The organism is Microcystis sp. LSC13-02, from assembly GCA_002282935.1.
In the GTDB taxonomy this organism is placed as follows: Bacteria; Cyanobacteriota; Cyanobacteriia; order Cyanobacteriales; family Microcystaceae; genus Microcystis.
This window is the reverse complement of record MTBT01000059.1, coordinates 1-21,046: the sequence shown is the minus strand read 5'-3', so window position 1 is coordinate 21,046 and position 21,046 is coordinate 1. Positions and strand designations below refer to the sequence as shown.

At 42.8% G+C, this 21,046-nt stretch carries 23 protein-coding genes; 11 read left to right on the top strand and 12 right to left on the bottom strand.

What is annotated here, in order from left to right; genetic code table 11:
- Nucleotides 1–30: 30 nt before the first annotated feature.
- Complete coding sequence (locus tag BGL89_RS03490; protein WP_286824463.1) at nt 31–321, bottom strand: type II toxin-antitoxin system RelE/ParE family toxin; 291 nt, start codon at nt 319–321, stop codon at nt 31–33.
- Complete coding sequence (locus BGL89_RS03485) at nt 318–506, bottom strand: hypothetical protein (protein WP_286824462.1); 189 nt, start codon at nt 504–506, stop codon at nt 318–320. The genes BGL89_RS03490 and BGL89_RS03485 overlap by 4 nt, the downstream gene beginning before the upstream one ends.
- Before the next feature lie 385 nt (nt 507–891).
- Here BGL89_RS03485 and BGL89_RS03480 point away from each other — a divergent pair, with 385 nt between their 5' ends.
- From BGL89_RS03480 to BGL89_RS03470, 3 genes are read left to right on the top strand one after another with little or no spacing between them, the layout of a single operon-like run.
- Nucleotides 892–1,140, top strand: a complete 249-nt coding sequence (locus BGL89_RS03480; protein ID WP_149107616.1) for a DUF433 domain-containing protein — start codon at nt 892–894, stop codon at nt 1,138–1,140.
- Nucleotides 1,141–1,185: 45 nt separating this feature from the next.
- Nucleotides 1,186–1,410: a type II toxin-antitoxin system HicB family antitoxin gene (locus BGL89_RS03475; protein WP_002770935.1), complete on the top strand. Its 225-nt coding sequence runs from the start codon at nt 1,186–1,188 to the stop codon at nt 1,408–1,410.
- Complete coding sequence (locus BGL89_RS03470) at nt 1,407–1,592, top strand: type II toxin-antitoxin system HicA family toxin (protein ID WP_016514546.1); 186 nt, start codon at nt 1,407–1,409, stop codon at nt 1,590–1,592. The genes BGL89_RS03475 and BGL89_RS03470 overlap by 4 nt, the downstream gene beginning before the upstream one ends.
- Nucleotides 1,593–1,911: 319 nt before the next feature.
- Here the strand turns inward: BGL89_RS03470 and BGL89_RS03465 are convergent, their stop codons facing one another.
- On the bottom strand, nt 1,912–2,565 hold the full coding sequence (locus tag BGL89_RS03465) for a DUF3782 domain-containing protein (protein WP_286824459.1): 654 nt from the start codon (nt 2,563–2,565) through the stop codon (nt 1,912–1,914).
- A 470-nt stretch (nt 2,566–3,035) separates the two neighbouring features.
- On the opposite strand from BGL89_RS03465, the gene BGL89_RS03460 reads away from it, so the two are divergent.
- Nucleotides 3,036–4,919 carry a BRCT domain-containing protein gene (locus tag BGL89_RS03460; RefSeq protein WP_286824458.1) on the top strand — a complete coding sequence of 628 codons (1,884 nt, stop codon included), beginning with the start codon at nt 3,036–3,038 and terminating at the stop codon, nt 4,917–4,919.
- Between the two features lie 109 nt (nt 4,920–5,028).
- Nucleotides 5,029–5,907, top strand: a complete 879-nt coding sequence (locus BGL89_RS03455; protein WP_286824457.1) for an NAD(P)-dependent oxidoreductase — start codon at nt 5,029–5,031, stop codon at nt 5,905–5,907.
- On the opposite strand, the gene BGL89_RS03450 is transcribed toward BGL89_RS03455, so the two are convergent.
- The 4 genes from BGL89_RS03450 to ribD all read right to left on the bottom strand — a co-directional run bounded on the left by BGL89_RS03450 (nt 5,904) and on the right by ribD (nt 11,312).
- Nucleotides 5,904–6,254 carry a 4a-hydroxytetrahydrobiopterin dehydratase gene (locus BGL89_RS03450; RefSeq protein WP_002762185.1) on the bottom strand — a complete coding sequence of 117 codons (351 nt, stop codon included), beginning with the start codon at nt 6,252–6,254 and terminating at the stop codon, nt 5,904–5,906. The two genes, BGL89_RS03455 and BGL89_RS03450, sit on opposite strands and share 4 nt — an antisense overlap.
- A 60-nt stretch (nt 6,255–6,314) precedes the next feature.
- Nucleotides 6,315–7,817, bottom strand: coding sequence for a DEAD/DEAH box helicase (locus tag BGL89_RS03445; protein ID WP_286824455.1), 1,503 nt, complete (start codon nt 7,815–7,817; stop codon nt 6,315–6,317).
- Between the two features lie 201 nt (nt 7,818–8,018).
- Nucleotides 8,019–9,992 (bottom strand): molecular chaperone HtpG, encoded by a 1,974-nt coding sequence (htpG, locus tag BGL89_RS03440; RefSeq protein WP_286824467.1) that lies wholly within the window; start codon nt 9,990–9,992, stop codon nt 8,019–8,021.
- 222 nt (nt 9,993–10,214) lie between these two features.
- A complete protein-coding gene (ribD, locus tag BGL89_RS03435) occupies nt 10,215–11,312 on the bottom strand; it encodes a bifunctional diaminohydroxyphosphoribosylaminopyrimidine deaminase/5-amino-6-(5-phosphoribosylamino)uracil reductase RibD (protein ID WP_286824454.1) in 1,098 nt (365 codons plus the stop codon).
- A gap of 391 nt (nt 11,313–11,703) precedes the next feature.
- Between ribD and BGL89_RS03430 the strand changes: the two genes are divergently transcribed.
- The 3 genes from BGL89_RS03430 to BGL89_RS03420 all read left to right on the top strand — a co-directional run bounded on the left by BGL89_RS03430 (nt 11,704) and on the right by BGL89_RS03420 (nt 14,950).
- Complete coding sequence (locus tag BGL89_RS03430) at nt 11,704–13,140, top strand: ammonium transporter (protein ID WP_286824453.1); 1,437 nt, start codon at nt 11,704–11,706, stop codon at nt 13,138–13,140.
- A gap of 174 nt (nt 13,141–13,314) precedes the next feature.
- On the top strand, nt 13,315–14,739 hold the full coding sequence (locus tag BGL89_RS03425; protein WP_286824452.1) for an ammonium transporter: 1,425 nt from the start codon (nt 13,315–13,317) through the stop codon (nt 14,737–14,739).
- Nucleotides 14,740–14,773: 34 nt separating this feature from the next.
- The gene (locus BGL89_RS03420) at nt 14,774–14,950 is read left to right on the top strand and encodes a hypothetical protein (RefSeq protein WP_286824451.1); all 177 of its coding nucleotides are present in this window, start codon (nt 14,774–14,776) and stop codon (nt 14,948–14,950) included.
- 64 nt (nt 14,951–15,014) lie between these two features.
- On the opposite strand, the gene BGL89_RS03415 is transcribed toward BGL89_RS03420, so the two are convergent.
- Both BGL89_RS03415 and BGL89_RS03410 read right to left on the bottom strand, forming a co-directional pair.
- Nucleotides 15,015–15,953 carry a glycosyltransferase family 2 protein gene (locus BGL89_RS03415; protein WP_286824450.1) on the bottom strand — a complete coding sequence of 313 codons (939 nt, stop codon included), beginning with the start codon at nt 15,951–15,953 and terminating at the stop codon, nt 15,015–15,017.
- A 79-nt stretch (nt 15,954–16,032) separates the two neighbouring features.
- Nucleotides 16,033–16,902 (bottom strand): alpha/beta fold hydrolase, encoded by an 870-nt coding sequence (locus BGL89_RS03410; protein ID WP_286824449.1) that lies wholly within the window; start codon nt 16,900–16,902, stop codon nt 16,033–16,035.
- Nucleotides 16,903–17,062: 160 nt separating this feature from the next.
- Between BGL89_RS03410 and BGL89_RS03405 the strand changes: the two genes are divergently transcribed.
- Entirely contained in the window at nt 17,063–17,980 is a 918-nt protein-coding gene (locus tag BGL89_RS03405) for a histone deacetylase family protein (RefSeq protein WP_286824448.1), read from the top strand.
- A 115-nt stretch (nt 17,981–18,095) separates the two neighbouring features.
- Nucleotides 18,096–19,289: a Coenzyme F420 hydrogenase/dehydrogenase, beta subunit C-terminal domain gene (locus BGL89_RS03400; protein WP_286824447.1), complete on the top strand. Its 1,194-nt coding sequence runs from the start codon at nt 18,096–18,098 to the stop codon at nt 19,287–19,289.
- Nucleotides 19,290–19,856: 567 nt separating this feature from the next.
- On the opposite strand, the gene BGL89_RS03395 is transcribed toward BGL89_RS03400, so the two are convergent.
- From BGL89_RS03395 to BGL89_RS03385, 3 genes are all read right to left on the bottom strand, one after another.
- On the bottom strand, nt 19,857–20,111 hold the full coding sequence (locus BGL89_RS03395; RefSeq protein WP_286824446.1) for a type II toxin-antitoxin system RelE family toxin: 255 nt from the start codon (nt 20,109–20,111) through the stop codon (nt 19,857–19,859).
- A complete protein-coding gene (locus tag BGL89_RS03390) occupies nt 20,111–20,374 on the bottom strand; it encodes a type II toxin-antitoxin system Phd/YefM family antitoxin (RefSeq protein WP_002762167.1) in 264 nt (87 codons plus the stop codon). The genes BGL89_RS03395 and BGL89_RS03390 overlap by 1 nt, the downstream gene beginning before the upstream one ends.
- A 326-nt stretch (nt 20,375–20,700) precedes the next feature.
- Complete coding sequence (locus BGL89_RS03385; RefSeq protein WP_286824445.1) at nt 20,701–20,889, bottom strand: tetratricopeptide repeat protein; 189 nt, start codon at nt 20,887–20,889, stop codon at nt 20,701–20,703.
- Nucleotides 20,890–20,986: 97 nt separating this feature from the next.
- Here BGL89_RS03385 and BGL89_RS03380 point away from each other — a divergent pair.
- A partial coding sequence (locus BGL89_RS03380) for a helix-turn-helix domain-containing protein (RefSeq protein ID WP_235194806.1) occupies nt 20,987–21,046 on the top strand: 60 nt, incomplete at its 3' end.

The window sequence follows — 21,046 nt, the reverse complement described above, 5'->3', positions numbered from 1 at the left end:
ATTTACTCCCCCAATGGTCTTGGATTATCGTTAGTCCTGTGGATTTTCAATGTTTCGGGCTGCATGAAGTACCGCAATAACATCGATTTGCTCAGGCTTGATATAATAAATTATGCGATAAGAACCCTCGATAACTTCTCGGAGCTGCTCAGTTTCAAACTCTGGAACAATTCGACCCGAAAAGGGAAAATTAGCGATCTGTTCTGAGCGTCTAGTCAATCTTTCAACCAGTCTTTGAGCATATTGAGGGGAGTTTTGTGATATGTAGTTGTAGATGGCTGATAAATGATTAACGGCGGTTTCTGTCCAGAAAACTTTCATGGCTCTAGCTTGAACTTAGTGCGTACTTCTGCCACAGAAATAACCTTTTCCTCCTCACTATCGGCTAATCCTGCTTCAATTGCCTGTCTCATATAAATCTCATACATCAAATCATCCCATGTAGAATTATCCGGCAATTTATCGATTAAATTTCTGGCTTTTTGTTTAATGTTTTTTATTTCCATGATGGTTTCCAAAATGACTCCTGACAGTTTACATTATAGCAAGATAGGCTCCTAGAGATGGTGTATTCTAAAACCACCGCTAACGCTCAGAATATCCAAAAAGGCTTTTCCCTCTCGATGTCCTCAACGAAACCTCAACCCGTGATTGGTGTTATTTGGTGGATAAATGCTGTTAAGGCTATGAAGCTGTGATTGAATACGATATCTTCCCATGGGCGGTGAATAGATAGCTTTATGAGAAAAAGGACGAGGAGCCAAGCTTACAGCCCGGAGTAACATATTTACTCTCGTCACCGCTTAATTCACACGCAGCGACGCAGAAACTTGCTCAACATTCATTGCTGTATGTAACAATATAGGAGGAGTTTATCTCAGGAGTTCCACGGTGATTAAAGAGTTAGACCGTATTACTGTTAATCCACAAATATGTCTTGGACAGCCAACGATTCGAGGAATGCGTATCACTGTAGGATTTGTTTTGAAACTGTTGGCTAGTCAGTTATCTATTCAGGAAATCTTAGAGGCTTATCCAGAGTTGGAGGAGGAAGATACTCGTCAGGCTCTTAATTATGCAGCTTGGGCTGTATCCGATTATATCGTTAGCTTCACTTCAGCAGCCGTAACGCACCGCTAACTTTAATGATAGTGGGTTATATAATTTAAAATTCTGAGGTAAATCATGCAACTAAAACTAACAAAAATATTCCAGAAAGTTCCCGAAGGCTATATTGGTTTTGTCGAAGAATTGCCAGGAGCTAATACTCAAGGAGAGACTCTAGAAGAAACTAGAAGCAATTTAGAAGAAGCAATTGAGCTAGTTTTAGAAGCTAATCGTATGTTAGCTGAAGAGCAACTGCAAGGACAAGAAGTGATTCGAGAGTCTGTTACTTTCTGGGCTGCATGAAACGCATAAACTTAATTCGTCATTTAGAAACTTATGGCTGTGAATTCTTAAGAGAAGGCGGCAATCATACGATTTATGTAAATCGTGTCCATCAGAAATCTTCAGCTATTCCGCGCCATCGTGAAATCAATGAATTCTTGACGCGAAAAATTTGTCGAGATTTACAAATACCAGAACCATGAGTGCGACTCCTGTTAAGCTGCTGTAGAGTGTAGGCTGCGTGTTTGCGGTTACTAATTTGGATAATAAAATAAGACTAACAAGCCGCCGTAACGCACCAATTCTATTACTATTAATTAAACATAATAAATTACATTGAATTTACCTGTGTATCATCCCCTGTAGAATTTCTGGCAATTTATCGATTAAATTTCTGGCTTTTTGTTTAATGTTTTTTATTTCCATGATGGTTTCCAAAATGACTCCTGACAGTTTACATTATCAACTATTCATTATTAACTAAAAGGGCAATCGCAAAATTACGCCTTCTTAAAAAAGAGATTAAACACCTTCAGCAAAACCCAAAGGTTGAAACTGAACATCATTAATAATTTTAACCGTTTCCCCCGATTGCTTAATCACAAACAAACCGCGCCGATAGGCATAGACATCTATCCCCTGATCAATTTCAATGCCTGCCACTGCCCCATAAACCCGAAACTCTCGAAATTGGGGGAAAGCAACCTTAAATCGCTGTAATCGGCTGACAAAATCATCTACATCATCCCTCGACAGTCGAGATTTACATTCCACAGCCACCAACTCACTCCCATTCACCGCCACAATATCAATCTCCATTGCCGCCCCAGGACGCTTACTTTTCAAGCGACTCATCGTTTGGGTGACATCAATGCCCCGTTCCTGAAATAAACGCACAACCGCAGGCTCTACCATTTCTTCAACGAATCTGCCCCAGCGCGTTGTTAGGTTATTAACAGCTTTGGTCGTTTCTTGTACCTGTTTTTTTAATTCTTCCATCGTGCGATTAGCTTCCTCTCTGCGGCGATCAGCTTCGGCACTGCGGCGATCAGCTTCGGCACTGCGGCGATCAGCTTCGGCACTGCGGCGATCAGCTTCCTTTTGAAACTCAGCAAATTGGGCCTCAGTTCTTTCAAATAACTTGTAAATATCGGCGATCGTTACAGCGTCTGACATAGGAAGATTCTTCAAGCTTGAGAACTCTAGTCCCATTCTAGCGACTTGGCAGAGAAGAAATGTCCCCAGCTTCTCATCCGTGTTTTTTCAATCAATTATTGACTATCAACTAATCAGCGATCGCAGTTCAAGGGGAAGGGGTCAAAGGTCAAAAGGCGATCGCATTTTTGAATGGATAATGGACAATTGACAATGGATAATTATCAACCATAGCTCCTGCGGCCATGGGCTACTATTTTGATCATCTGAAAGAAATTGACCAGGAAATCACCCAAGAACTGGATCAGATACAAGTTAACATAACGCGAACAGCTAAATCACCTTTGTACCCTGGGATAAAAGAAGTGACTTTTCCCCCCTTCCCCCGAATGTACCCCGTAACTGATATAAGTAGAGATGTAGGTCTATAACCAAAATTGCCGCATCAGTTCGGTTAGGTGACTGTTTTTCGCTTGTCTAGGAGGGTAGATATGCTCAACGAATTAATTTATGAAGGATTAGGTTTAAGTGCTGTTTTCGGAGGACTATTCCTCTGGTCGCGCTCTAGTCTCGTCAGCAAAAATACCTCCCTTTTAGCCGCACAAGCGCAATTACAGCAAAGTAACTCAGATTTGTTGGCTCAAGTCAAGGGTTTAGACGTGGCGCAATCAGACTTAAAAGATGAAAATCAGCAGCTGCACGCCAAAATCATTCACATAGAACAACATTCCGCCCAATTACAGCACAAAGCTACGGATTTAGAAAATTCTCTCCACTCCCTCCAGCAAGCTGTGCAGATAGGTGAGAGTGAAATTGAACAACTGAAAACCACCGCTAAGGAAATAGAAGCGGAGAAAGCTGGTCTGATGGAGCAATTAGAGGCAGAAAAAGCCCAAATTACTAGCCTAGAGGCACAGATTCAAACTTTAGAGCAGCAAAAAGGCGAAATTAACCGTCAATTTGATTTGACCAAAAAACAGAGCAACTCTCTCTATAGTCAAATTCAGACCCTAGAACAGGATAAAACTCTCTTACAGCAAGAGCTAGAAAAAGCCGAGGAATTAAAGGCGAAAGTGGTCGATTTAGAGCATAAAAACCAAGAATTAAGCGATTTAGCTGCTCAAATTCCCAGCTTGCAAGGTCAAATTCAAACCTTAGAACAGAATCTGGCTCACCAAACAGAACAGTATGAGCAAGGACAGCAGGAAATAGCCAGCTTACAGGGTCAAATTACCGGGTTAGAGCAGGAAAAAAAGTCTCTCAGCGAAGATTTAGCCGCAAGTCAAACTCGATCGCTCTCTTTAGGCCAAGAATGCGACAATTTAACTATAAAACTGCAAGAAACCGTCGCTCAAGTGACAGCCATAACCGCCGAAAAGGACAGTCTCGGCGCTCGTCTCGAAGCAGCTAAACTGGAGTTACAAGCTTTAGCAGCCCAGAAAGGAGAATTATCGGCACAATTAAGCACTGCTGCCGAAAAAATTGCTCATTTAGAAGGGCAATTACAGGAAGGGCAATTACAGGAATTAACCCAGTTACCGCAACAATTGGCCGATTCTCAGGCAACAATTGCTCATTTAGAAGGGCAATTACAGGAATTAAACCAGTTACCGCAACAGCTAGAAACTTATCGGGAAAACATTTCTAATTTAGAGATTCAACTACACCAGTTAAGTGCCGAAAAAGACCAATTAGAAACCACAACTTCCCGTCATATCGAGGAATTAAGCCAACAAAATCGCCAACTAACTCAAGATTTAGAAGTCAAAAAAACGGCAGCTAAAGCTTTAGAAAAGGAAAAAATTAAGTTTGAGGGTGAGTTAGCAACTAAGCAAAAAGAAATCGCCGCTTTAGAGGTTCAAATTCAAAAACTACAACAAGAAAGAGACGATTTCTCTCAACAAACTGCCCCTATTACCACTAATGAACCAGAAGCAATTATTAGTGAAACTCCTGTAGTAGAAGAACCGGAAACTCCCCCGGTGATTGCCGAGGAAACTCCTGTAGTAGAAGAACCGGAAACTCCCCCGGTGATTGCCGAGGAAACTCCTGTAGTAGCAGCAGAAAAAATCACAGTTGCCGATACAAGTTTAGAAGTGCAACCCCCAGCGGAGATAGTCCAAACGAGTCAAGAATCCGCAGAAAATCCCCTCAGGGGAAAAAGCGTAGTTATACTAGGAACCTTCGGCAAAATCAGTCGCGAGGAAGCGAAATCATTGATTATTAATGTCGGTGGTACTGTTACCAGTTCCCCCAGTGTGAACACTGATTATATTCTCCTCGGTAAAGCCCCCGGTGAGAAACTCAAAAAGGCTCAAAAATTAGGCATTAAAACCCTTTCAGAAGCCCAATTTCTACAAATGGTAGAATCCTAAAACAGTTATCAGTTATCAGTTATCAGTTATCAGTTATCAGTTATCAGTTATCAGTTATCAGATTTTAGTTTTCAGTTCACTCTGCCTGTTCCCTATTATTGCCAAAATCATGAGTCAAAAAATTGCCTTTTTAGGATTAGGAGTAATGGGAGCGCCGATGACGACTAATCTTGTCGGTCGAGGTTTTGCTGTTAATGCTTGGAATCGTACCCCAGAGGCCCCTGGAATAACCATTGCCGGGGCAGCTGGTGCGAACATTTGTTCTAGTATTGCCGCCGCCGTCAGGGATGCCGAGATTGTCTTTACCTGCGTCGGGGATGTGCCTGACGTGGAGGCAGTAATTTTAGGAGCGGGGGGTGTGATGGAATCGGCAGCGGTGGGAACTCTGGTGGTGGATATGAGTACCATTGGCTCTCAAGCCGCTAGGATGATTGGTAAAAAGCTAGAGGAAAACAATCTCCGTTTTCTCGATGCTCCCGTCTCTGGGGGCGATATTGGGGCGAAAAACGGCACTTTAACTATTATGGTGGGAGGGAAAGAAGCGGATTTTCAGACTTGTTTACCCTGTTTTCACGCCATGGGCAAAACTATTCGCTGGTGTGGCGAAATCGGCAACGGACAAGCGGTAAAACTCTGTAATCAAGTCTTGGGGGCGGTTCACATGGTGGCGCTGTGTGAGGCTCTAAAAATGGCAAAAATTCAAGGATTAGACCCCAATTTAGTCATAGAAGTCTGTAAAACGGGGGCGGCGGGTTCTTGGGCTTTAGAAAATTTGGGACCAAAAATCCTCGCCCAAGATTTACAGCCGGCTTTTATGATTGAACATATCTTAAAAGATTTGCGATTAGTCAAAGAAACTGCCCAGACAGCCGGGGAAATTCTGCCTGGGACAGATTTAGCGGAAACCCTATTTAAAGCAGTAGCGGAATTGGACGAAGGCAAGGGAATTAAACAGGGAACCCAAGCGATGATTCGCGCCTACGATTAAGCCTTTTGTTGACGATAAATATCATCGGTACGGGCAGCCATGATAAAGTCATTTTGATGTAATCCGCCCACGTCATGTGTCCACCAAGAAACGGTAACTTTACCCCATTCTGTCAATAAAGCGGGGTGATGGCCTTCTTTTTCCGCTGCTTCTCCCACGGCATTAGTAAAGGCGATTGCCCCTTGAAAATTGGCAAATTTATAGAGTTTTTGCAGACGGGGAATACCCTCGTATTCTAAGAGATTCCAATCGGGAATTTTAGCCTGTAAAGCGGTAATTTCCTCGGCAGTGATAGGAGAAGAACCCGATTGATAAGGTTGACATTTTTGTTGAGCAAGTTCGGTCATAGGGGTATCAATCCAGATTTTTTACCTTTATTATAGAGGAAAATCCCCCAGAGAAATTTTCTATTCTTCCTCTGACTCTGGAGAACTTACCCAAGGAGTAGAAGATTCGGCAGCTTTCGGGAAAGAAAAAGATTTTTTTGGAGGAGAAGGCAATAATTCCAATTGTCGATTACCGGTTTTATAGCTAGTTTGATTTTTATGCTCTCCCCGTCGTCGTTGGGAGGTTTTTTCCTCCGTGGTATTTTCGGCTATCACTTCATACAAAATCGCCCGTTTATCCTCTTGTTGACCTTTTCTTAAAACCCGTCCTAAACGCTGAATATATTCCCGGGTGGAACCGGTTCCCGATAAAATAATCGCGATGCGCGCTTCCGGCACATCAACCCCTTCATTAAGAACATGGGAAGTCACCAGAATTTTGTATTCTCCCTGACGAAAACGGGTCAGGATTTCATGGCGTTCTTTCACGGGAGTTTGATGGGTTATGGCAGGTATTAAAAAGCTCTCGGAAATGCGGTAAACTGTGGCATTATCGTTGGTAAAAATTAAAATTCGTTCCGGATGGTGTTCACAGATTAACTCGGCTAAAACCCGCAATTTTCCCTGGGTTCCGGAGGATATTTCCTTCGACTCCCGGTGGGCCAACATGGCCCGGCGCCCTTCGCTACTTCTGGCACTAATCATGACAAATTTTTGCCAACCATCTAAACCAGACAAACTGAGATTATTTTTTCTTAAAAAATCATTGCGAATTTTAATTGCTTCTTGATATTTTTCCTGTTCTTTGGCAGATAGTTTCACTTTAATTTGAATTATTTCATGATCAGCTAGGGCTTTTCCTGACAAGTCTTGGGGACTTTTTTGATAAACAATTGCACCAATAAGATAATCTAAATCTTGATGACTACCATCACCGCGATCCGGTGTTGCTGTTAAGCCTAAACGATAGGGTGCGATCGAATCTTCCGCTATTTTCCGAAAGAAATCCGATGGTAAATGATGACATTCATCAAAAATCAAAAAAGCGTAACGATTGCCAAGAGTTTCTGAATAAATTGCCGCACTTTGATAGGTGGCGATTAAAATAGCACTATTATCCTTAGAACCTCCCCCTAATAATCCCACCTCGGCATCGGGAAAAGCCGCCAACATCTGGGCATACCACTGGTGCATTAAATCAATAGTCGGCACGATAATTAAGGTACTCCGGGGAGTCGATTGTAGAGCTAATTGGGCAAGATAGGTTTTGCCGGCAGCGGTGGGAAGGACGATGACACCCCTTCTCTGGGATTTTTTCCAAGCGATTAACGCTTCAGTTTGGTGGGGGTAGGGTTCCCGTTCAAAACTGGCAATTAATTCTAAATTGTTAAAAGCTTTTGCTTCATCTTGGAAGTTAATGCCCTCCTCCTGTAGAGTTTCCACCAGAGGACGATAATGAAGTGCCAAAATGCGAAATCTTTCAATACGATCATCCCAAGTGGCAAAATCTAGCCATTTTTTCCCTTTTGGTGGTGGATGGAGAATTAAGGTTCCTCGCTCATATTTGAGGGTGGGTAAGCGCATTTTTCAGTAAACAGTAAACAGTAAACAGTAAACAGTGAACAGTATAAGTGAACTGAAAACTTACATCTGATAACTGATAACTGATTCAAGGCTGACGGCTGCAAGATAGCTTATCGCTAGATCATATTTATCGGGCTAAAAAAAAAGAGTGTGAATTAACACACTCTCAGCATATCGAAACAGCCAAAGTTTGGCAATAGATTAAATCTTTTCGGTTAGCTTAGTCAGAACGCGATTGGAACGTTCCACAAAAGCTTGCATTCCCTCGGCATCAAATCCCTTTTGAGCGATTAAAGCTAAATCATAAACGTGCTGACAGAGCATTTTCGCTAATTGTGCCGATGGAGATTCGCCGCTACCTGTAACAATACTTCCCTGACTAATCTGGACAATTTGTTGAATTAGGGGATGATTAGTATTAATCATCAGAATATGTTCTTCGGGGAAAGCCATGGCTTTTTGTTGCATCATTGCCGTCATTTCCTGTAAGCGTCGCATCGCTTCTGGAAGTAAGACAATTGCCGGGGGAGTACCTTGGGGATCATCGGATTTCAAGGCTTCAGTTTTGATATTGATGCGAGAATTATCGAGGGCTTTGGCGAAGATTTCTTTGATCAATTCAGCCCGGGTTTTATTACTAGCGGGATCGATAATTTCACTAGCTTGATCCTGTTCGAGCAGCGTCGAGTCTAATTCAGAATCAACCCGGGTGAATTTCACATCAGAGTATTCTCTTTCTAGGAAAGGAATAAAGTAATTAGTATCGATGAAAGAATCAAAGAAAAGGATTTCTAAACCTTGATTTTTGTAGAGTTCAACGTAGGTGGATTGGCTACGAGGATCGGTACAGTAAAAAACTCGATTTTCGTGGCGTTCTTTATGGCGTTCTAGGTAGGCTTTGAGAGTAGTATAACCTTCCTGTTCGATCGCTTCTAGGGGAGTTTTCGCCGTTGCTTCTTGCCAGGCGTCACCTTCAGCGGTTTGCACTTCCACTTGTACCGCAGTTTCTGGGGGTTTGTAGGTAGTCCGATAGATTAAAATATCTTCTACCTGTTGTTTAAATTTATCCTCTTTCAAGGAACCAAATTTAATAAAAGTTCCCACATCTACCCAACAACGAATATATTCTTTTGCGTCTTCGTTATAGAGCGATTTGAGGCGATCAGCAATTTTTTTGGCAATAAAATCGGCAATACGGCGAACGGTGCGATCTTTGGTTAAAGCACTTCGAGACACATTTAAAGGAATATCTGGACTATCGATAACTCCTCGCAAGGGCATCAGGAAATCGGGAATAATTTCTTCGCAATGGTCGCTGACAAAAACCTGATTGCAGAATAACTTTAATTGTCCTTTTGAGACATCCACATCCGGTCTGAGTTTGGGAAAATAAAGAATGCCATTGAGCAAGAAAGGATAATCGGTATTCAGATGTACCCAGAGTAAAGGTTCTTCTTGGAAAGGATAGAGATAACGATAGAATTCTAGGTAGTCTTCTTTAGTCAGATTTTGAGAAGATTCTTTCCATAAAGCCCGTTGTTGATTAATCACTTCCCCATCAATTTTAATGGGAACGGGCATAAAATCTGAGTAGGTTTTGACTAACTGGCGAATGCGGGCAGGTTCTAAATATTCCCCTTCCTCATCCATTAAAGTTAGGGTGATAGTCGTGCCGATTTGGCTGCGGGAAGAATCGGTTAGTTCAAACTCTGGAGAACCATCACAAGACCAATGGACAGGGGTAGCACCTTCTTGATAGGAAAGAGTATCAATTTCTACCTTTTTAGCCACCATAAAAGCCGAATAAAAACCTAGTCCAAAATGACCGATTAAATCCTTGGCTGATTTTTGGTATTTAGTGATAAATTCTTCCGCACTGGAAAAGGCAACCTGGTTAATATATTTCTTGATTTCTTCCCCCGTCATCCCGATACCATTATCGGTAATTGATAGAGTACGATTTTCTTTATCGATGGCGATATTAATTTCTGGTTCGGGGACTTCTCCTCTTGCTTCTCCTGCTAAAGAAGCCATTTTTAATTTCGAGATAGCATCCACACTATTAGATATCAATTCCCGCAGAAAAATTTCATGGTCAGTGTAGAGAGATTTTTTGATAATAGGGAAGATATTCTCGGTATGAATCGTGATATTACCTTTTTCTAGTACCGTCATACGTTCAATCACTAAGGGCTTGACTATTCTAACTTTTTTATTTTGCTCGATGATGGCACTATTGATCACAGAGCGATTGCCCAACTTCTTCTAGGGGGATAACCGTACCGATAAACGGATTCGAGAACTCGATCGCAAAAATCAGGGATAATTGCCGGATTATCGGGGTTATTTAGCACTTTTTGACTTTAGCAATCCGATTGAAGCGGAATTGCAGTAGCTCTACTGTTCAATTTGCAGATATCCCTCAATCACAATATCGGGATTGAGATAATTAACCGTGACATTTTCTAACTGTAAAGCTTGGCTCATTAACTGGAAACCTAAATCACCCACGGCAGTAGGTGCCTTGATTCCCCCGATGATTTTGGGCGCAATAAAAGCGATAATTTTTTGTACCATGCCCTCAGCGATGGCAGCCGCGCTTAAACCGCCGCCGCACTCCCACAAAACCTGACAAAATCCCCTCTGATAAAGATTTTCCATCACTAAAGTGGGTGTCACCTCGGTTAGTTCGATCACTTCCACGCCTTTTGTTAATAATTGTTGCTTAAGCTTGACATTAGAATCAATTTGTGTATAGACAAGCGTGGGAAATTGACTGGTATCCCAAAGATGGGCGGAGGAGGGTAAATCGAGCGATCGAGTCATGACCACGCGCAGGGGATTATGATCGGAGAGGCCGTGAGTGGTTAGGTGAGGATTATCTTGACGGACAGTGCTACCGCCGACGATAATCGCATCACAGGCCGATCGCAATTGATGGACTATTTGGCGAGAAGCAGGGCTAGTAATCCAAGTGCTATGACCAGTAGTAGCGGCAATTTTGCCATCGAGAGTCATGGCATATTTGAGGATACCGAAGGGTTTTTTAGCGGTAATGCGATGGATAAAACCCTGATTGAGTTGAAGACATTCGGACTCCTCCACTCCCACCAGCGTCTCGATGCCTGCCGATTCTAATCTTTGAATACCTTTCCCCGCCACCAGGGGATTAGGATCGATCATCCCCACCACCACTTTTTTAATGCCCGCTCGCATAATTGCCTCGCTACAGGGGGGAGTACGTCCATGGTGGTTACAGGGTTCAAGATTGACGTATAAAGTGGCACCACGAGCTTTTTCTGCCGCCTGTCTCAGGGCGAAAACTTCCGCATGGGGTTGTCCGGCCCCCGGGTGAAAACCTTCGCCGATAATTGTCCCCTCTTGAACGATCACAGAACCCACCAAGGGATTAGGAGAAGTCCGTCCCAAGCCTTGTCTAGCAAGGGTTAGACATCTTTGCATCATTGTGCGATCGAATTCCGTTGCCCGATTCATGGTTTATTTCTCCAAAGGAGGGGAGACTTTATCAGTGATCAGTAAACAGTAAAAACTGATCAGTGGGGAGCTTTTTTCAGTGATCAGTAAACAGTAAAAAGTAATCAGTGAACTGATAACTCGCATCTGATAACTAAATTCTTGATCACTTCTCCACCACTATTATTTTAAAATGAAATGTATCAACGAATACAGAAATCTCAGATCAAAAAAACAAAGATCGAAAAACATTGACTACTCACACCTCAAGATAAATCCCTAGGTGTTTGGTCTTCTGAAATGATTGACCCCTGTTCCTAGGATTTAGCGGTGGAAAGGACATAATTGCTCGGTAATTATTCTCAAAAGTAATGAATCGACCTACTAACTCAACAAAGTCAACGAATTAACGATGAAACGAATTGCTCGAAAATCTGGGGAACTTGTCGGTTTATTACCGAAAATTAACCCTGTCTGGTTAGCCTGTGTTCCTTTGTCCGCGATTATTTTTGTGGTTTGGAACACAGCCGTACAAGCCCAAGAGGCGAAACCCTTAACCCCCGAAGATGTCCAAAACGCCCTCAATACAATCTGGGTTTTAATTGCCTCCATCCTCGTGATCTTTATGAACGCAGGTTTTGCGATGCTAGAAACGGGATTCTGTCGCCAGAAAAACGCCGTTAACGTTCTCGCCAAAAACCTGATCGTTTTCGCCCTCTCCACCATATCATTTTGGGCGATCGGTTTCTCGCTGATGTTTGGGTCTGTCAGTAACGAATTTTTCGGTACAGGAGGTTGGTTCCTTAGCAGTAGCGATCCTGCCACCTACGTCATGCCTGCCTCTTTGCCCACCTCGGTGTTCTTCCTGTTCCAAGTCGCTTTCGCGGGAACGGCAGCCACCATTGTATCTGGGGCAGTGGCAGAACGGATTAAATTCGTCGATTTCCTAGTTTTTAGCTTAATTATTGTCGGTATCATGTACCCGATCACCGGTCACTGGGTTTGGGGTGGCGGTTGGTTAGCCGACCTTGGTTTTAAAGACTTCGCCGGTTCGACGGTGGTTCACTCGGTGGGTGGTTGGTCTGCTTTAACTGGGGCGGCAATTCTCGGCCCGAGAATGGGTAAATACATCAACGGTCGCACCAGTGCCTTACCCGGCCATAACATGAGTATTGCGACCCTAGGTTGTTTAATTCTCTGGATTGGCTGGTTTGGTTTTAACCCCGGTTCTACTTTAGCGGTTAATGAAACTGTACCCTATATCGCTGTCACCACTAACCTCGCCGGGGCCGCGGGTGGCATTGCCGCTACCCTTACCGCTTGGTTCAAAGATGGTAAACCCGACCTTTCGATGATTATTAACGGTATTCTGGCCGGTTTAGTAGCCGTTACTGCCAGTTGTGATGGTGTATCCTATTGGTCGGCGGCAATCATCGGTTTAATCGCCGGCGTAGTCGTGGTTTACTCGGTGGGTTTCTTCGATAACCTGAAAATTGATGACCCGGTGGGTGCGACTTCCGTTCACCTCGTCTGTGGTGTGTTTGGAACTTTAGCCGTCGGTATCTTCAACAAAGATGCCGGTTTAATCACCGGTCAATTCCAACTGTTGATTAACCAAATTATCGGGATTGTAGCAGTAGGGGCATTTACCCTGATTGTTAGTGGTATTGTTTGGACAATCCTCAAGGCTACCCTCGGTATTCGTGTTACTCCCGAAGAGGAAATGGAAGGTCTGGATATAGGCGAACACGGCATGGAAGCCTATAGCGGTTTCGTCAAGGAGTCCGATATCGTCGCTGGTAGCTATTATGCTTCCAGTGTTGACATGGAAACGCCTAGCACTCGTTAGGTTAAACCTTGTAAAGATAGATTAACTTATCCCCGACAAAGTTAAAGAGAAAAGGAAGAAGGCCTCGCCCCGATGCGATCGGTGGCTATAATTGCCTTCTAAACCTTTTCTCTTTCGGTTTTTGTCTCTTTCCGGACAGAAAAAATTAATCTTGCTACTAGGCAGCAACCGTCAATGAAAAAGATCGTAGGAATAACCGTACTTTTGCTGGGACTGGGATTCAATTTTGGAGTTGCCCCAGTTTTTGCGGAAACCATCACCGCCGCTCCCCCCAATCCGATTAGTGCTGGGGATACAGCTTGGATGCTGATCTCCTCGGCTTTAGTTTTATTAATGACCCCCGGACTGGCCTTTTTTTATGGGGGTTTAGTGCGTTCCCGTAACGTCCTCAACACCATGATGATGAGTTTGGTGGCCATGGGCGTCATCGGTGTAACTTGGGTGCTTTGGGGTTATAGTCTCGCTTTCGATGTCACCCCGGGTAAAAGTGGTTTTGGCGAAGGGATCGAAGCTTTTATCGGGGGACTAGATTGGATTTTTCTTAACGGTGTCACTGCGGCCACACCTGACAATATCGGTTATGCACCCACCGTTCCCCATCAAGTGTTTATGGTCTATCAGATGATGTTTGCGATCATCACCCCGGCTTTAATTTCGGGTGCGATCGTGGAACGGGTCAACTTTAAAGCCTATTTTTGGTTTTTACTGCTTTGGTCCACCTTTATCTATTCTCCCCTAGCTCACTGGGTTTGGGGTAAGGGTTGGTTGGCAGCCACTGGGGCGCTGGATTTCGCCGGTGGAACCGTTGTTCACATTAGTTCCGGGATTTCCGCACTGGTGGCCGCCTGGATGATCGGTCCGCGGCGTAGTTTTGGTGTCCAAGCCTATGCACCCCATAATGTGCCTTTTGTTCTCCTAGGTATCGGTTTACTCTGGTTCGGTTGGTTTGGTTTTAATGGTGGTAGCGCGCTTTCCTCTAGTTCCCTAGCCACGACAGCTTTTGTTAATACCACGATCGCCGCTTCGGCCGGTGGTTTGACATGGATGCTTATAGAATGGATTTTACGGGGTAAACCGACGGCGATCGGTATTGCTAGTGGATTTTTAGGGGGATTAGTGGGTATTACTCCCGCTGCCGGCTATGTGCTGCCGATCGGGGCGATTATCATTGGTTCGATCACTGCCCTTAGCTGTTTTTTTGCGGTTAGTCTGCGGGCAAAATTGCGCTTTGATGATTCTTTGGATACCTATCCCGTCCATGGTGTGGGTGGAACGGTAGGGGCAATCCTTACGGGGGTTTTTGCGACTAAATCGGTTAATTCCTTGGGTAATGACGGTTTACTATTAGGCAACCCAGGCTTAGTCTGGACGCAATTTGTTGGCGTTGCTGCTACTTATATCTTTGCTGCCGTGGGTACTTTTGTCATCCTGAAAGTTCTCAGTTTATTCATGGATCTGCGGGTTAAACCGAATACGGAAGCAGAAGGGTTAGATGTGCCTCAACACGGAGAGGAAGCCTACGGACAGGAATTCGAGTTTGGTAACAGCCTTTCCTACCAAGAAAATCCTGGTGCCACAAATCCGCAAGAAAATTATTAGCGATTCCAATCAGCTATCAGTCCAGCTAACAGAAATGAAATTTCGTCTCTGTGAAACTGGGCTAAAAAATTCCGTTTTTAGTCGTCTTGTCTCTGTCACCGGGGATTGTGATCCTGTCCGTCGCTGGCAAAGAATGCTCGATCGTTATTGTCCAGAGATTCTCCAAGACCCAAAAACTCTCCGCCAAGGCCGCATGAGTAGCGATCGCTAGGGAGGATCAAGTTTTATCTAGATGGGCAAAACAGCAAAAAATTAGCGATTCTTACTGACAAGAATCAAGAAATTTGTAAGCCAGCTAACTCAGCAATTGTGTAGGTGGGTCTGCCTTTAACTTCCTCGTAAATTCTGCCGATATATTCTCCTAGTATTCCGATGCTAATTAGCTGTACAGAACCCAGAAAAAATATAGCGATCATAATCGTGGCAAAACCAGTGATCGGTGAGTTGGGCTGCTGTAAACGCCAATACAATACTAACAGAGCCATAATCAAAGATATCAGGGCAGAAAATAATCCTAGATAGGTAGCAAAACGTAAGGGGACACGAGAAAAAGATACTAGGCTATTAATAGCTAAAGATAATGATTTGCTAAAGGTATATTTTACTTCCCCGGCAAAGCGCGCATCCCGCTCAAATTTAACCGCAGTTTGTGGAAAGCCAATCCAAGCGCGCAACCCACGAATATAACGATTTCTTTCTGGGAGAGAATTTAATAGATCTACTACCTGACGATCCATTAAACAAAAGTCTCCTGTATCGGCGGGAATATCCACATCGGCTAGTCTTTTAAGCAAACGATAAAAGAGATAGTCCGTCAGTTTTTTAAACCAACTTTCTTGTTTTCTTTTGGTTCTTTGGGCATAAACTACTTGATACCCCTCTTGCCATTTTTCAATCATTTGGGGAATTAATTCGGGCGGATCTTGCAGGTCGGCATCCAAAACAATAATTACTTGTCCTCGGTAAAAATTAAGTCCAGCTGTCACCGCCGCTTGATGACCAAAATTGCGGGCGAAACTGATATAACACACTCGAAAATCAGCTTTGTGCAGTTCTCGCAGCAGTTTTAAGGAACTATCTTTACTACCATCATTTACTAGGATTAATTCTACCTCCCCATCTAAATTATTCATGATGGCACTCACCCAGCGATATAGTTCGGCAATAGTTTCTTCCTCGTTATAGATGGGGACAATCAGGGAATATTTTAGCATTTGCATAATAATATTTGATCGGTAATTGATTGAAAAATCTCACTCCTAACTGGGAGAATTATGCTGTCAATATCTTTACTTATTGAAGAAAATCCTCGATCGCCTGTCCCGTCTCTTCCGGTGCTTCTTCCGGTAAAAAATGACCACTGGCGATCGCCTGTCCAGTGACTTGATTAGCTCGCTGCTGCCAAAGAGCGATCACATCGTATTGACGCGCAATGAAACCTTTTTCTCCCCAAAGAACCAAGAGGGGGGAGGAAATTTTCCGGTCTAAATCCTGACGATCATGCTCTAAATCGATGGTAGCGGCAGCCCGATAATCGGCACAGGTGGCGGTTATTGTCCTCAAATCTCGAAAACAACGCTGATATTCCCCCAAAGCTTCCTCTGTAAAAGCGCTAAAATCTCGCCCCCAACTTTGCAAGCAATGTTGCAGATAATAATCGGGATTAGCGGCGATCAGGGTTTCAGGAAAAGGGGAAGGCTGAATCAAGAAAAACCAATGATAGTAGGCAGTAGCAAAAGTTTGATTGGTAGCCTCGTACATCGCCAGCGTTGGGGCTATATCAAGTAAAACGAGTTTTTTGACCTTTTCGGGAAAATCAAGGGCGAGACGGTGGGAAACTCGCGCCCCTCGATCATGGCCGATCAGATAAAACTCCTGATAACCCAATTTTTCCATCAGCAATACCTGATCGAGGGCCATGACTCGCTTGCAATAATTGCTAGAATCCTCTAGGGGTAAGGGTTTATCGCTATCCCCGTAGCCGCGCAGATCCGTGGCGATAACCGTAAAATTAGCCGCTAATCGGGGGGCAATTTTATGCCACATTTGATGGGTTTGGGGATAACCATGAAGCAAAAGCAGCGGAAAACCGCGCCCACCTTTGATACCATTGATAGTAATGCCATTAACTTCTAGCTGAAATTTCCGAAAATTTGTCAGCATTTTTGCTTCCTGTCACCTTAGGGAAAGATAATTGCATGATCCGGCAAAAGTGGCCCAATCAGTAAAGTTTTTTCACTATAGCCGCTCAAGCCGCTGCTTTTCTGATAGATTAAAACCATTGGGTTGCTCAAAAACCAACGAGTTAAGCAGTAATTTGATTATGATCTCGATTATCTATTCCGATGAATTTCTCGCTCACGATACAGGTATTTACCATCCCGAAAAAGCGGCGCGTTTAACGGCAATTGTCGGAGCTTTAAAACAAACAGAATGGCAGTCAAAATTAACATGGCATTTACCCACACCGATCGAAATTCGTGACGAAGTACTCACTTTGATAAAACAAGTTCATAATCAAGATTATGTTGATAGATTGCGGCGAATTTGTCAACGGGGCGGTGGAAGATTGGATGCAGATACTCCCGTTTCTGCCCGTAGTTACGATGTGGCGTTACTAGCGGTTAGTGGCTGGTTAGATGGAGTCGATCGAGTCTTATCCACCGGCGATCCTGCCTTTATTTTAGCCCGTCCTCCCGGGCATCATGCCACTTCTAATTATGGCATGGGTTTCTGTCTGTTTTCTAATGCTGCTATTGCCGCCTATTATGCTTTAGAAAACAAAAGAGTGCAAAAAGTAGCGATTCTTGATTGGGACGTACATCACGGCAATGGCACCCAGGATATAGTCGAAAATCATCCCCAGATTGCCTATTGTTCCCTCCATCAATTCCCCTTTTATCCCGGCACGGGAGAAGCGAGAGAAAAAGGGGAGTTTGATAATGTTTTGAATATTCCCTTACCGGCGGGAAGTACCATTAAAGATTATCAAGAACATTTTGAGGGGCAAGTCCTACCTTTTCTGAAAAATTTTCAACCAGATTTAGTGATTGTTGGTGCTGGATATGATGCCAATCAAGCGGATCCTCTGGCGGGCATTTGTTTACAACCACAAGATTATGGAATTTTAACGAAATACCTCTTAACTCTCAATAAACCGCTGCTTTTTGGCTTAGAAGGCGGTTATGATTTAGAAGCTTTAGCGGCTTCCGTCGTCGCCACCTTAGAAGCTTTGCTCTGATCCTATTCCAGGTAATCGTTACATTTCTTTAAAAAGATTGGTAACAAAGCGATCGAATGCGGTAAGGTAAACGATCGATAGAAAAAAACTCTTGACCTAGTTGCCTTTTAAGATTATGACCTCCCTTGCGCCACACCTAAAAGCCAAAGCCCTCAAACCCAATAGTCGTCGTCCTGCCAAAGAATTGTGTAGCGAGTGCGGACTTTGTGACACTTATTATATTCACTATGTTAAAGAAGCTTGTGCTTTTCTAAATCAACAAATCGCCGATTTAGAAGCAGAAGCACACGGCAAAAGTCGCGACTTAAATCAGGAAAATGATCTCTATTTTGGTGTTCATCAAGAGATGATGGCTGCCAAGAAAAAACAAGCTATTCCCGGCGCGCAATGGACAGGAATTGTCAGTACAATTGCCTGTGAAATGCTCAATCGTGGTTTGGTAGAAGGGGTGGTTTGTGTGCAGAATACCGCCGAGGATCGCTTTCAACCGCAACCGATTCTCGCCCGTACTACTGAAGAAATTCTCGCCGCTAAAGTGAATAAACCGACTCTTTCTCCCAATTTATCAGTCCTAGAAGAAATTGAAAAATCGGGCATGAAACGGTTATTAGTTATCGGAGTTGGTTGTCAAATTCAAGCCCTAAGAGCAGTAGAAAAAAAATTAGGCTTAGAAAAATTGTATGTCTTAGGAACTCCCTGCGTCGATAATGTCACCCGCTCAGGACTGCAAAAGTTTCTAGAAACTACCAGTCGTTCCCCAGAAACCGTGGTTCATTACGAATTTATGCAGGATTTTCGGGTACACTTTAAACACGAAGACGGCTCGATCGAAATGGTTCCCTTTTTTGGCTTAAAGACTAATAAATTAAAGGATGTTTTTGCCCCTTCCTGTATGACTTGTTTTGATTATGTTAACTCCCTTGCCGATTTAGTTGTGGGCTATATGGGCGCGCCTTTTGGCTGGCAATGGATTGTCGTTCGTAATGATACGGGCAAGGAAATGTTAGAGTTAGTTAAAGACCAATTAGATACCCAAGATGTTATGTCTAGTGGTGATAGAAAACAGGCGGTACAAAATAGCATTCCTGCCTACGATAAAGGTGTAACCTTGCCGATGTGGGCGGCAAAAATGATGGGAGTAGTAATTGAAAAAATCGGACCTAAAGGTTTAGAATATGCTCGCTTTTCCATCGATTCTCACTTTACCCGTAATTACCTTTATGTTAAACGTAATTATCCTGAAAAATTAGCGAACCATGTTCCTGAATATGCTAAAAAGATTGTGGAACAGTATAAATTGCCAGATTAATTATTCACTTAATTGGGCGGGGTAATAGAGAAAAATTGCCCCGCTTTCTTAACATTTTTAGCTGATTTGTACCTTTCTTGGGAATAATATAATACTAAATCTGTTGAGTATAGACTACTTATGAGGACAGGCAAAAGGCAAGAGGTAAAAGGGTGAATAAATAATCAGTCTAAACTGTGATTGAAATGATTGAATGAATACTATGATTGTGTTGTATTTAGCCAACTTTTATCAATAATCAATCACAGTCCATCACATAATCAGTCTAAACTGTGATTGAAATGATTGAATGAATACTATGATTATGTTGTATTCGGCAACCTTTTATCAGCAATCAATCATAGTCCATCACATAATTATACCAACCACAGTCGATGATAGGTGGTCCGTTACGACGGATTGTTAGCTTCAAGTCAAAGCGGAAATTTTTGCTGTCTAACTACGTTTTACTAAATCTGGATGTTGTCAAATTTTCTCTTGACAAAAGCCTCTTGACATGATATTATATTCATAATGGAAAAGCCGTGCGCCTACAGACGCTCTTTTCACGAATTTTCAAGGTGTAGCTTATTCGCCATAATGGGTTTTAGTCCGATGAATATAGATTAACTTCTGTTCATCATTAATGGTGTAAAGTATTCTGTCTTGATAACTTAAGCGAATTGAATAGAAACCCGTTAAATCTCCTACTAATTTTTTGCCACCATAAGGAGAAATACTCAGGGTATCTTGGATAATTGATTTCAGTTTTTTCTTAAGTTTAGGGGTTAGCTTATCAACATCTTTTTTGGCTTCTTTGGTAAATCTGACTTCATAAACCATTAATCAATGTCTCCCAAAACTTCCTCAAAAGAATAGGTTTCATTTTCATTAATTTGCTGTAAAGATAGTTGTAAGCTTTCTCTTAAATCGGGAATAGATAGTAATTCGATGGTTTCTTGTAAACTTTCATAGTTTTTTTGGGAAATCAAAATTACAGAATCCTCCTGATTCTCAATGGCATAAATTTTGTTATCTTCTGTAACTGATTTAACGAGACTTGGTAAATCGGTTTGAGCATCGGCGATTTTAATTTTTTTGATCATAATTAATCCTTTTTTTGATGATGAAATAATGAAAATTATTGTAGGGATTTAACAATCTCTCCTAATCACAGTCCAGGCAGCATCCTCCTATAATTATCCATTATTGTAGTCCATCATTCAATCATTCCAATCACTGTCAATGGTGGTGGTGCGTTACTGGACTAGGTAATAGGTGTAGGGGTAATTCATGAATTACCCCTACGATAACGTTTTTCTGGATGTTGTCAAAATTTCTCTTGACAAAGGCGACTTGACATGATACTATATGTATAATGGAAAATCCGTGCGCCTACAGACCCTCTTTTCCGAAGCATTTAAACTCTAATTCATCTTAATTCTGCTTCGGGTAATTGCGATAACATCATTAGATAATTCTGATAAACGGTTTGGGTATGGGGATGATTTTCCCCTAATCTTTCCCTGAAAATATTAATCGCTTCTAGATAGAGAGGTTCCGCTTCTGAGTACCTGCCTTGCAAGTAGTACAATAGTTCTAGGTCGTTGAAAGATCCCAATTTTCATCGAAAATTTGGGTCTGAAACCCCGTCGTGAAACGACGGCTTTACTGTTAAATATTAACACATTTACCAAATATATGCTAAAATGTGAGACATGGAAAAAGCCTACTCGTTTCGATTTTACCCCACACCAGAACAAGAGTCGCTATTGCGG

Bases quoted from the DNA above. Each gene is read 5' to 3' on its own strand.
- BGL89_RS03490 (WP_286824463.1), bottom strand. From the start codon at position 321: ATGAAAGTTTTCTGGACAGAAACCGCCGTTAATCATTTATCAGCCATC.
- BGL89_RS03485 (WP_286824462.1), bottom strand. From the start codon at position 506: ATGGAAATAAAAAACATTAAACAAAAAGCCAGAAATTTAATCGATAAA.
- BGL89_RS03475 (WP_002770935.1), top strand. From the start codon at position 1,186: ATGCAACTAAAACTAACAAAAATATTCCAGAAAGTTCCCGAAGGCTAT.
- BGL89_RS03470 (WP_016514546.1), top strand. From the start codon at position 1,407: ATGAAACGCATAAACTTAATTCGTCATTTAGAAACTTATGGCTGTGAA.
- BGL89_RS03465 (WP_286824459.1), bottom strand. From the start codon at position 2,565: ATGTCAGACGCTGTAACGATCGCCGATATTTACAAGTTATTTGAAAGA.
- BGL89_RS03460 (WP_286824458.1), top strand. From the start codon at position 3,036: ATGCTCAACGAATTAATTTATGAAGGATTAGGTTTAAGTGCTGTTTTC.
- BGL89_RS03455 (WP_286824457.1), top strand. From the start codon at position 5,029: ATGAGTCAAAAAATTGCCTTTTTAGGATTAGGAGTAATGGGAGCGCCG.
- BGL89_RS03450 (WP_002762185.1), bottom strand. From the start codon at position 6,254: ATGACCGAACTTGCTCAACAAAAATGTCAACCTTATCAATCGGGTTCT.
- BGL89_RS03445 (WP_286824455.1), bottom strand. From the start codon at position 7,817: ATGCGCTTACCCACCCTCAAATATGAGCGAGGAACCTTAATTCTCCAT.
- htpG (WP_286824467.1), bottom strand. From the start codon at position 9,992: ATGACGGTACTAGAAAAAGGTAATATCACGATTCATACCGAGAATATC.
- ribD (WP_286824454.1), bottom strand. From the start codon at position 11,312: ATGAATCGGGCAACGGAATTCGATCGCACAATGATGCAAAGATGTCTA.
- BGL89_RS03430 (WP_286824453.1), top strand. From the start codon at position 11,704: ATGAAACGAATTGCTCGAAAATCTGGGGAACTTGTCGGTTTATTACCG.
- BGL89_RS03425 (WP_286824452.1), top strand. From the start codon at position 13,315: ATGAAAAAGATCGTAGGAATAACCGTACTTTTGCTGGGACTGGGATTC.
- BGL89_RS03420 (WP_286824451.1), top strand. From the start codon at position 14,774: ATGAAATTTCGTCTCTGTGAAACTGGGCTAAAAAATTCCGTTTTTAGT.
- BGL89_RS03415 (WP_286824450.1), bottom strand. From the start codon at position 15,953: ATGCTAAAATATTCCCTGATTGTCCCCATCTATAACGAGGAAGAAACT.
- BGL89_RS03410 (WP_286824449.1), bottom strand. From the start codon at position 16,902: ATGCTGACAAATTTTCGGAAATTTCAGCTAGAAGTTAATGGCATTACT.
- BGL89_RS03405 (WP_286824448.1), top strand. From the start codon at position 17,063: ATGATCTCGATTATCTATTCCGATGAATTTCTCGCTCACGATACAGGT.
- BGL89_RS03400 (WP_286824447.1), top strand. From the start codon at position 18,096: ATGACCTCCCTTGCGCCACACCTAAAAGCCAAAGCCCTCAAACCCAAT.
- BGL89_RS03395 (WP_286824446.1), bottom strand. From the start codon at position 20,111: ATGGTTTATGAAGTCAGATTTACCAAAGAAGCCAAAAAAGATGTTGAT.
- BGL89_RS03390 (WP_002762167.1), bottom strand. From the start codon at position 20,374: ATGATCAAAAAAATTAAAATCGCCGATGCTCAAACCGATTTACCAAGT.